Here is a 10,491-nt window from a genome sequence, read left to right as displayed (position 1 = left end):
CCCGCGAAGGCGGTCGGTCAGTCGACATCATCGCTGACTGACCTGACGCCTTCGCGGGCAAGCCTCGCTCCTGCACATGATCGTTCCCACGCTCTGCGTGGGAATGCGTCCCGTGACGCTCTGCGTCACAGTGGACGTGGAGCGTCCATGGCGGTATTCCCACGCGGAGCGTGGGAACGATCAGCATCAAGCGGGGCTGCTTACTCTTCTTCTTTGACCGGCGCCGGCGGCGGACGCAGGCCAATCTCTGCGCTCAGCTTCAATTCCTTGCCGTTGCGCATCACCTGGATCGTCACCTTGTCGGTCGGTTTGATCCGCGCCACTTGGTTCATCGAGCGGCGGCCATCGCCGGCGGGTTCGCCATCGATGCTGAGGATCACGTCGCCGAGTTGCAGGCCGGCCTTCTGCGCCGGGCCGTCGCGGAAAATCCCCGCCACTACGATCCCTGGACGCCCAGACAAACCAAACGATTCCGCCAGTTCCTGAGTCAGCGGCTGCACTTCAATCCCGAGCCAGCCACGGATCACCTGGCCGTGTTCGATGATCGACTTCATCACTTCCATCGCCAGTTTCACCGGGATCGCGAAGCCGATGCCTTGGGAACCGCCGGATTTGGAGAAGATCGCGGTGTTGATGCCGGTCAGGTTGCCGTTGGCATCCACCAGTGCACCGCCGGAGTTGCCGGGGTTGATTGCGGCGTCGGTCTGGATGAAGTCTTCGTAGTTGTTCAGGCCCAACTGGTTACGCCCGGTGGCGCTGATGATGCCCATGGTCACGGTCTGGCCGACGCCGAACGGGTTACCGATGGCCAGCGCGACGTCACCGATGCGGATGTTGTCGGAACGGCCGATGGTGATCGCCGGCAAGGTTTTCAGGTCGATCTTCAATACTGCCAGGTCGGTTTCCGGATCGCTGCCGATCACTCGAGCCAACGTCTCGCGGCCATCCTTGAGCGCCACGACAATCTGGTCGGCGCCGGTGGTCACGTGGTTGTTGGTCAGGATGTAGCCTTCCGGGCTCATGATCACGCCGGAACCCAGGCTCGACTCCATGCGCTTCTGCTTCGGCGAGTTGTCGCCGAAGAAGCGGCGGAATTGCGGGTCTTCGAACAACGGATGATTCGGTTTGTTGATGACTTTGGTGGTGTACAGGTTGACCACCGCCGGTGCGGCGATGACCACGGCATCGGCATAGGACACCGGCCCTTGCTGCACGCTGGTGGTTTGCGGGGCTTGCTGAAGGTTGACGTCTAGGCTCGGAAGCCCGACCCACTGCGGGTAACGCTGGATTATCAACAGAGCGATAAGCACGCCGGCCAACAGCGGCCAGCCGGAAAAACGCAGCGCCTTAAGCATTAAGCAAGTCCTGGAAAGGTTGCAGGTGGTATGAGACCGCCCATAATGTCGCGCATTATACGAGGCGAGCGCGCCTCTGAACGGGATATTTAGGAGTCTTTTATGGCCGTCGCCCTGAGCACCCTGGTCGAAGAAGCCGACCGTTACCTTAACAGTTCAAAGATCGCCGACTACTGCCCAAATGGCTTGCAGGTCGAAGGTCGTCCGCAAGTGATGCGCATCGTCAGCGGCGTGACCGCCAGCCAGGCGCTGCTGGACGCGGCGGTCGAGGCCAAGGCCGATCTGGTGCTGGTGCATCACGGCTATTTCTGGAAAGGCGAGAACCCGTGCATTACCGGCATGAAGCAGCGCCGGTTGAAAACCCTGCTCAAGCACGACATCAGCCTGCTGTCCTATCACTTGCCGCTGGATTTGCACCCGGATGTCGGCAACAACGTGCAACTGGCGCGTCAGTTGGATATCACTGTCGAAGGCCCGCTGGACCCCGATAACCTGAAAATCGTCGGCCTGGTCGGCTCCCTGAGTGAGCCGATGACCCCACGCGATTTTGCCCGTCGGGTGCAGGAAGTCATGGGCCGCGAGCCGTTGCTGATTGAAGGCAGCGAGATGATTCGTCGGGTCGGCTGGTGCACCGGTGGCGGCCAGGGCTATATCGATCAAGCCGTACTGGCCGGGGTCGATCTGTACCTCAGCGGCGAAGCGTCGGAGCAGACGTTCCACAGCGCCCGGGAAAACGACATCAGCTTCATCGCTGCCGGGCATCACGCCACTGAGCGTTATGGCGTTCAGGCCTTGGGCGATTACCTGGCGCGACGGTTTGCCGTGGAACACATCTTCATCGATTGCCCCAACCCCATCTGATGACCGACCTCACCCTGTAGGAGCAAGGCTTGCCCGCGATGGCGTCCTTGAGATCGCTATCGCGGGCAAGCCTTGCTCCTACAAGGGCTGTAGCCAAACGAGCAGGTATATTCATATACCCTTTCGATCTAGTTGGCGTCCTGATTAGAAGGGGGCGCTGTGCTAGGATTCCCCGCTCGAACACGGCCCGCTGGCCGTCCATAAGATCGTTTTCGTGAGTAGCCATGGTCGACAAACTGACGCATCTGAAACAGCTGGAGGCCGAAAGCATCCACATCATCCGCGAGGTCGCCGCCGAGTTCGATAACCCGGTGATGCTGTACTCCGTCGGTAAAGACTCCGCCGTGATGCTGCACCTTGCGCGCAAGGCATTCTTCCCGGGCAAGTTGCCGTTCCCGGTGATGCACGTCGACACCCGGTGGAAGTTCCAGGAAATGTACGCGTTCCGCGATCGTATGGTCGAAGAACTGGGCCTGGACCTGATCGTCCACGTCAACCCCGATGGCGTCGCGCAGGGTATCAACCCGCTGACCCACGGCAGTGCCAAGCACACCGACATCATGAAAACCGAAGGCCTGAAACAGGCCCTCGACAAGTACGGTTTCGATGCCGCTTTCGGTGGTGCCCGCCGCGACGAAGAGAAGTCCCGTGCCAAAGAGCGCGTGTATTCCTTCCGCGACACCAAGCACCGCTGGGACCCGAAAAACCAGCGTCCAGAGCTGTGGAATGTCTACAACGGCAACGTCAACAAGGGCGAATCCATTCGTGTGTTCCCGTTGTCGAACTGGACCGAACTGGACATTTGGCAGTACATCTACCTCGAAGGCATCCCGATTGTGCCGCTGTATTTCGCCGCCGAGCGCGACGTCATCGAGATGAATGGCACCTGGATCATGATCGACGACGAACGCCTGCTCAATCACCTGAGCGACGAAGACAAGGCGCGCATCGTCAAGAAAAAGGTGCGCTTCCGCACACTCGGCGACTACCCGTTGACCGGTGCGGTCGAGTCCGAGGCCACCAGCCTGACCGACATCATTCAGGAAATGCTCCTGACGCGAACTTCCGAACGCCAGGGCCGGGTCATCGATCACGATGGCGCAGGTTCAATGGAAGAAAAGAAACGTCAGGGGTATTTCTAAGCTTTGAGTTACAAGCGGCAAGCTGCAAGTTAAAGGCGGTATGCGTAACGTTGTGGTTTGGTGCTTGTGGCCGGTTGCTGCGAGCCGTGATTGAGTTACTCGTTATGGATTTCGAGAGACTGGTTGTTTGGCAGCGTAGCAAGTGTTTGGCGGTGGGCATTTACAGAGAGTTCGCGCGTTGCAGGGATTTTGGTTTCAAGGACCAAATCACCCGCTCCGCGCTTTCGCTGCCTTCCAATATTGCTGAAGGCATGGAACGGCGCAGTGCCAAGGAAAAAGTACGTTTTCTTTGGATCGCCAAGGCTTCCTGTGGGGAGTTACGCACCCAACTCCTCATTGCCCGTGAAATTGCTTATATCGCCGATCCACTGGCTGAAAATTGGATTACAGAAACCCGCGAGCTTTCAAGAATGCTATGCGGCTTGATCAACAAAATTTCTGACTAGCTGTACGCCGACAAGCTTGCCGCTTGAAGCTTACAGCTCGGAGCTTAACCCCAATGAGCCATCAATCCGATTTGATCAGCGAGGACATCCTCGCCTACCTGGGCCAGCACGAACGCAAGGAAATGCTGCGCTTCCTGACCTGTGGCAACGTCGACGACGGCAAGAGCACCCTGATCGGGCGCCTGCTGCACGACTCCAAGATGATTTACGAAGATCATCTGGAAGCCATTACCCGCGACTCGAAAAAAGTCGGCACCACCGGTGAAGACATCGACCTGGCGTTGCTGGTCGACGGCCTGCAGGCCGAGCGGGAGCAGGGCATCACCATTGATGTCGCTTACCGTTATTTCTCCACCGCCAAACGCAAATTCATCATCGCCGATACCCCTGGCCATGAGCAGTACACCCGCAACATGGCCACCGGTGCGTCCACCTGTGACCTGGCGATCATCCTGGTCGACGCCCGCTACGGCGTGCAGACCCAGACCCGTCGCCACAGCTTCATTGCCTCGTTGCTCGGCATCAAGCACATCGTGGTCGCCATCAACAAGATGGACCTCAATGGCTTCGACGAAAGCGTGTTCGAGTCGATCAAGGCCGATTACCTGAAGTTCGCCGAAGGCATCGCGTTCAAGCCGACCACCATGGCGTTCGTGCCGATGTCGGCCCTGAAGGGCGACAACGTGGTGAACAAGTCCGAGCGCTCGCCGTGGTACACCGGCCAGTCGCTGATGGAAATTCTCGAGACCGTCGAGATCGCCAACGACCGCAACTACACCGACCTGCGTTTCCCGGTGCAGTACGTCAATCGTCCGAACCTGAACTTCCGTGGTTTCGCCGGCACTCTGGCCAGTGGCATCGTGCACAAGGGCGATGAAGTCGTGGTACTGCCGTCGGGCAAGAGCAGCCGCGTGAAATCCATCGTCACTTTTGAAGGTGAGCTGGAACACGCAGGCCCGGGGCAGGCCGTTACGCTGACCATGGAAGACGAGATCGATATCTCTCGCGGCGACCTGCTGGTACACGCCGATAACCTGCCGCAAGTGACTGACGCCTTCGACGCCATGCTGGTGTGGATGGCCGAAGAACCGATGCTGCCGGGCAAGAAATACGACATCAAGCGCGCCACGAGTTACGTGCCGGGTTCGATCACCAGCATCGTCAACCGCGTTGACGTGAACACCCTGGAAGAAGGGCCGGCCAGTTCGTTGAACCTCAACGAAATCGGTCGGGTCAAGGTCAGTCTCGATGCCGCCATCGCACTCGATGGCTACGCGAGCAACCGCACCACCGGTTCGTTCATCGTCATCGATCGCTTGACCAACGGCACCGTCGCCGCCGGCATGATCATCGCTCAGCCATCGGCTCATGGTGGCAGCACGCACCACGGCAAACTGGCCCACGTTGCCACGGAAGAACGCGCCCAGCGCTTCGGCCAGCAACCGGCCACCGTGTTGTTCAGCGGCTTGTCCGGCGCGGGCAAAAGCACCCTGGCTTATGCGGTTGAACGCAAGTTGTTCGACCTGGGCCGTGCGGTGTTCGTGCTGGATGGCCAGAACCTGCGTCACGACCTGAACAAAGGTCTGCCGCAGGATCGTTCCGGGCGTACCGAGAACTGGCGTCGTGCGGCGCATGTGGCGCGTCAGTTCAACGAGGCGGGCCTGCTGACTTTGGCGGCATTCGTGGCGCCGAGTGCCGAAGGTCGTGAGCAGGCCAAGGACCTGATCGGCAAGGAGCGTCTGCTGACGGTCTACGTCCAGGCCTCGCCGGCGGTGTGTGCCGAACGTGATCCGCAAGGCTTGTACGCTGCCGGTGGCGACAACATTCCGGGCGACTCCTTCCCGTACGACGTGCCGCTGGATGCCGACCTCGTGGTCGATACCCAGTCGTTGTCGCTGGAAGAAAGTGTCAAGCAAGTGCTGGATCTGCTGCGTAGCCGCGGCGCGATCTAAGATGGAAGCAGCGACAAGCTTTTAGCTTCAAGCTGCAAGAAAAAACCCGCCGATGAGTGATCATCCGGCGGGTTTTTTGTGTCTGGGAGGACGCCTTCGCGGGCAAGCCTCGCTCCTACGGATTGCGGGTAGCGCCACTAACCTGTAGGAGCGAGGCTTGCCCGCGAAGAGGCCAGTACAGCCGCCTCAAGACTTGGCGGGATACTCACGGTGCATCTGCACCAACTGTGCATCCTTGTCTTCCCACAGCTGATTGATCCAGCCCTGAAACTGCAAACGATACTCGCCGTCCTGATCGTAATTCTTGCCAATGAACTGCGGCGGAATCTTCAGTTCCTGAAAATGCACCACTACATCTTTCACATTCCCACAGAGCAGATCCCAATAACCGGGGCGCCCACCTGGATAGTGAATGGTCACGTTGACGATGGATTCAAGCTGCTCACCCATGGCATCGAGCACAAACGCAATGCCGCCAGCCTTGGGCTTGAGCAGGTACTTGAACGGTGATTTCTGCTGCGCATGCTTACCCTCGGTAAACCGCGTGCCTTCGACGAAGTTGAAAATCCCCACCGGGTTGTTGCGGAATTTGTCGCAGGTCTTGCGGGTGGTTTCCAGGTCTTTGCCTTTCTTCTCCGGGTGTTTTTCCAGGTAGGCCTTGGAGTAGCGTTTCATAAACGGAAACCCGAGCGCCCACCACGCCAGGCCAATCACCGGGACCCAGATCAGCTCTTGCTTGAGAAAGAATTTCAGCGGCTGGATGCGTCGGTTGAGCACGTATTGCAGCACCATGATGTCGACCCAGCTCTGGTGGTTGCTGGTGATCAGGTACGAGTGCTGATAGTCCAGCCCTTCAAGACCGCTGAGGTGCCAGCGGGTGCGGCAGACCAGGTTCATCCAGGCTTTGTTGTTGCTGATCCAGGCTTCGTGGATGTGGCTCATCAGCCAGAGCGTGAAGCGCTGGGTGAGGGCGAAGGGCAGCACTTTGAACAGCGCCACGAGGAACAGAATCGAGCAAAGCAGAATGGTGTTCAGGGCCAGCAACAACGATGCAATCACACCGCGCACGGCGGCAGGCAGGAAATCCAGCATTTAAAGATCCATAGGTCGGTTGGCAGCTTGAATCGCGGTCAACGCGATGGTGTAGACAATGTCATCGACTTGCGCGCCGCGCGGCAGGTCGTTCACCGGTTTGCGCAGGCCTTGCAGCATTGGCCCGAGGCTGACGCAATCGGCGCTGCGCTGTACGGCTTTGTGGGTGGTGTTGCCGGTGTTCAGGTCCGGGAACACAAACACCGTGGCGCGACCGGCGACCAGGCTGTTCGGCGCCAGTTGCTTCGCGACGGTTTCGTTGGCGGCGGCGTCGTACTGCAACGGGCCGTCGATCAGCAGCGAGTTCTGTTGCTCGTGGGCGAGCAACGTCGCTTCGCGGACCTTCTCGACTTCTTCGCCACTGGCCGACTCACCGCTGGAGTAGCTGATCATCGCTACGCGCGGCGTGATGCCGAACGCAGCGGCAGAGTCGGCGCTTTGCAACGCAATCTCGGCCAGTTCACTGGCGCTTGGGTGCGGGTTCATCACGCAGTCGCCGTAGACCAGCACTTCCTCCGGGAACAGCATGAAAAACACCGACGACACCAGGGTGCAGCCCGGCGCAGTCTTGATCAGTTGCAGGGCCGGGCGGATGGTGTTGGCGGTGGAGTGAATGACCCCGGACACCAGGCCATCGACTTCATCCAGCGCCAGCATCATGGTGCCGATCACCACGGTGTCTTCCAGTTGCTGTTCGGCCATCGGCGCGTTGAGGCTTTTGCTCTTGCGCAGGGCCACCATCGGTTCGATGTAATTACCGCGAATCAGGTCCGGGTCGAGAATCTCCAGCCCCGGCGGTAACTCGATACCTTGGGCGCGGGCCACCGCTTCGACGTCTGCCGGTTTGGCCAGCAACACGCATCGGGCGATGCCCCGGGCCTGGCAGATTGCGGCGGCTTGCACGGTCAGCGGCTCGCTGCCTTCGGGCAACACGATGCGCTTGTTGGCGGCTTGGGCGCGCTGGATCAATTGATAGCGGAACACCGCTGGCGACAGGCGCATTTCCCGTGGCGTACCGCAACGCTGGTGCAGCCATTTGGCATCGAGGTGGCTGGCGACGAAATCGGTGATGATCTCCGCACGCTCGCGGTCGTCGATCGGGATTTCCTTGTTCAAACCGTTCAACTGGTTGGCCGTGTCGTAGGAGCCGGTGCTCACCGACAATACTGGCAGGCCGGCCTGCAAGGCGCCACGGCACAGGTCCATGATCCGTGGATCGGGCAGGGTGTCGCTGGTCAGCAACAGGCCGGCCAGTGGTACACCATTCATGGCGGCGAGGCTGACCGCGAGAATGATGTCGTCGCGATCGCCGGGGGTCACCACCAGCACGCCGGGCTTGAGCAGCTCCACGGTGTTGCGCATGGTGCGCGCGCAAATGATGATTTTGGTCATGCGCCGGGTTTCGTAGTCACCGGCATTGAGAATCTGCGCGCCCATCAGGTCGGCCACGTCGCGGGTGCGCGGGGCGTTCAGTTCCGGCTGGAACGGGATGCAACCGAGCAAACGGAAGTCGCCACTGCGCAGTAACGGCGAGTGCTCCTTCAGGCGCGAGGCGAAGGCTTCCATGCTTTCATCGGTCTTGACCTTATTGAGGATCACCCCGAGGACTTTCGGGTCTTTCGGGCCGCCGAACAATTGCGCCTGCAATTCCACCCGGCCGGAGAGTTCGGTCAACACTTCGTTTTCCGGCGCCGAGACCAGGATCACTTCGGCATCGAGGCTCTTGGCCAAGTGCAGATTGACCCGCGCGGCGTAACTGGCGCTGCGGGTCGGGACCATGCCTTCGACGATTAGCACGTCTTTGCCGACAGCGGCCTGCTGATACAGCGTGATGATTTCTTCGAGCAACTCATCCAACTGACCGTCGCCGAGCATGCGCTCGACATGGGCCAGGCCCAGGGGTTGCGGCGGTTTGAGACCGTGGGTGCGCGCCACCAGTTCAGTGGAACGCTCAGGGCCGGTGTCGCCCGGATGGGGCTGGGCAATCGGTTTGAAAAAGCCGACTTTGAGGCCGGCTCGCTCAAGGGTGCGCACCAGCCCGAGGCTGATGGAGGTCAGACCCACACCAAAATCGGTGGGCGCGATAAAAAAAGTTTGCATGCGGATTCTCTGGAGGTGCATGGCAGTGGTGATCATCTATAACTGACGATCTACCGAAATTCAGTCGCCAAGGTTATCGCTAACCGAGCCTTGTGCGCACCAACCGCAAGCAAAGGGCTGGCCTATTTTTTCAATACGTTGCGCCGGGTCCATGACCCAGGCCCGGGATTGCCAGGGCGGCTGATGGCGCAGGTGTTGGGTGTGGCCGCAGGATAGCTCGGCCACCCAATGGCCATCCTCGTCCTGGTGGAAACCAGTGATCGTCGAGCCTGGCGCCGCCATCCGTCTGTCCGGGTTGTGTTCGCTTTCGGGCGATTGCTTCGCTAAACTCGTTCTTTCTATATTCTTCTGCAAAAGGTCTCGCCCCATGCTGATCGCCGCCAATAAGGCTGTCTCCATCGACTATACCCTGACCAACGACGCTGGTGAGGTCATCGACAGCTCCGCCGGCGGCGCGCCGCTGGTCTACCTGCAAGGCGCAGGTAACATTATCCCGGGCCTGGAAAAAGCCCTGGAAGGCAAAACCGTCGGTGACGAACTGACCGTTGCCGTAGAACCTGAAGACGCCTACGGCGAATACGCTGCCGAACTGGTCAGCACCTTGAGCCGCAGCATGTTCGAAGGCGTTGACGAACTGGAAGTGGGCATGCAGTTCCACGCTTCCGCGCCGGACGGCCAGATGCAAATTGTCACCATCCGTGACCTGGACGGCGACGATGTCACCGTCGACGGCAACCACCCGTTGGCCGGCCAGCGCCTGAATTTCCAGGTCAAGATCATCGACATTCGTGACGCCAGCCAGGAAGAAATCGCTCATGGTCACGTCCATGGCGAAGGTGGCCATCACCACTGATTTCTGCGCTAAGCTCAGAGAACTGGAGAGGCGCCCGAGGGCGCCTTTTTAGTCCGCGGCTGTCCCAGGCGGCGCCGCCAAGTGGCTGTTTCGAGAAGAACACGGGAATTTGGAGTTCGTCATGAGTGCTTTCCACGACCTTAATTTGAAAGCCCTGGATGGTCAGGATCTACCTCTGGCGCCCTTCAAGGGGCACGTCGTGCTGGTGGTCAACGTTGCCTCCAAATGTGGTTTGACCCCACAGTACGCGGCGCTTGAAAACCTCTATCAGCAATTCAAGGATAAAGGTTTCAGCGTGCTGGGCTTGCCGTGCAACCAGTTTGCCGGCCAGGAACCGGGCTCCGAGCAAGAGATCCAGGAATTCTGCAGCCTCAACTATGGCGTGACCTTTCCGTTGTCCAGCAAGCTGGAAGTCAACGGTCATGATCGTCATCAGCTGTACCGTTTGCTGGCGGGCGAGGGCGCGGAGTTTCCGGGTGACATCACCTGGAACTTCGAGAAATTCCTGCTCGGTAAAGACGGGCGTGTATTGGCGCGGTTCTCGCCGCGCACGGCGCCGGATGATCCGACGATTGTGCATGCGATTGAAAAAGCGCTGAGCTGACCCCCCCTCCTTTGTAGGAGCGAGGCTTGCCCGCGAAGGCGTCATATCAATCAACATTGATATCGACTGACACGACGCCTTCGCGG

Annotated in this window: 10 protein-coding genes; 6 read left to right on the top strand and 4 right to left on the bottom strand. The window is 59.6% G+C overall.

Translation table 11 applies throughout. From position 1 onward, the window contains the following. Positions 1-200: 200 nt before the first annotated feature. Positions 201-1,355, bottom strand: coding sequence for a Do family serine endopeptidase AlgW (gene algW, locus BK667_RS24965; protein WP_054049878.1), 1,155 nt, complete (start codon positions 1,353-1,355; stop codon positions 201-203). A 102-nt stretch (positions 1,356-1,457) separates the two neighbouring features. On the opposite strand from algW, the gene BK667_RS24960 reads away from it, so the two are divergent. The 4 genes from BK667_RS24960 to cysN all read left to right on the top strand — a co-directional run bounded on the left by BK667_RS24960 (position 1,458) and on the right by cysN (position 5,756). After that, entirely contained in the window at positions 1,458-2,216 is a 759-nt protein-coding gene (locus BK667_RS24960) for a Nif3-like dinuclear metal center hexameric protein (RefSeq protein WP_123599205.1), read from the top strand. 224 nt (positions 2,217-2,440) lie between these two features. Beyond that, positions 2,441-3,358: a sulfate adenylyltransferase subunit CysD gene (gene cysD, locus BK667_RS24950; RefSeq protein WP_054049875.1), complete on the top strand. Its 918-nt coding sequence runs from the start codon at positions 2,441-2,443 to the stop codon at positions 3,356-3,358. Positions 3,359-3,462: 104 nt separating this feature from the next. Beyond that, positions 3,463-3,804 (top strand): four helix bundle protein, encoded by a 342-nt coding sequence (locus BK667_RS24945; RefSeq protein ID WP_123599203.1) that lies wholly within the window; start codon positions 3,463-3,465, stop codon positions 3,802-3,804. A gap of 53 nt (positions 3,805-3,857) precedes the next feature. After that, a complete protein-coding gene (gene cysN / locus BK667_RS24940) occupies positions 3,858-5,756 on the top strand; it encodes a sulfate adenylyltransferase subunit CysN (RefSeq protein WP_123516300.1) in 1,899 nt (632 codons plus the stop codon). Between the two features lie 186 nt (positions 5,757-5,942). Here the strand turns inward: cysN and yihG are convergent, their stop codons facing one another. From yihG to BK667_RS24925, 3 genes are read right to left on the bottom strand one after another with little or no spacing between them, the layout of a single operon-like run. Further along, positions 5,943-6,848 carry a 1-acylglycerol-3-phosphate O-acyltransferase, YihG family gene (yihG, locus tag BK667_RS24935; RefSeq protein ID WP_123599202.1) on the bottom strand — a complete coding sequence of 302 codons (906 nt, stop codon included), beginning with the start codon at positions 6,846-6,848 and terminating at the stop codon, positions 5,943-5,945. Further along, positions 6,849-8,948, bottom strand: coding sequence for a phosphate acetyltransferase (gene pta, locus BK667_RS24930; RefSeq protein ID WP_123516296.1), 2,100 nt, complete (start codon positions 8,946-8,948; stop codon positions 6,849-6,851). It lies immediately after the preceding gene. A gap of 60 nt (positions 8,949-9,008) precedes the next feature. Continuing rightward, positions 9,009-9,347 (bottom strand): DUF3565 domain-containing protein, encoded by a 339-nt coding sequence (locus BK667_RS24925; protein WP_123516294.1) that lies wholly within the window; start codon positions 9,345-9,347, stop codon positions 9,009-9,011. Here BK667_RS24925 and BK667_RS24920 point away from each other — a divergent pair. Both BK667_RS24920 and BK667_RS24910 read left to right on the top strand, forming a co-directional pair. Next, a complete protein-coding gene (locus BK667_RS24920; RefSeq protein WP_008150718.1) occupies positions 9,316-9,801 on the top strand; it encodes an FKBP-type peptidyl-prolyl cis-trans isomerase in 486 nt (161 codons plus the stop codon). The genes BK667_RS24925 and BK667_RS24920 overlap by 32 nt on opposite strands. 121 nt (positions 9,802-9,922) lie before the next feature. Beyond that, positions 9,923-10,405 carry a glutathione peroxidase gene (locus BK667_RS24910; RefSeq protein ID WP_123516290.1) on the top strand — a complete coding sequence of 161 codons (483 nt, stop codon included), beginning with the start codon at positions 9,923-9,925 and terminating at the stop codon, positions 10,403-10,405. Positions 10,406-10,491 lie beyond the last annotated feature (86 nt).

Origin of the sequence: Pseudomonas frederiksbergensis, assembly GCF_003732705.1 — a bacterium.
GTDB classification, from domain to species: domain Bacteria; phylum Pseudomonadota; class Gammaproteobacteria; order Pseudomonadales; family Pseudomonadaceae; genus Aquipseudomonas; species Aquipseudomonas frederiksbergensis_F.
The sequence above is the reverse complement of the archived record's forward strand: the minus strand, read 5'-3'. Positions and strand labels throughout refer to the sequence as shown.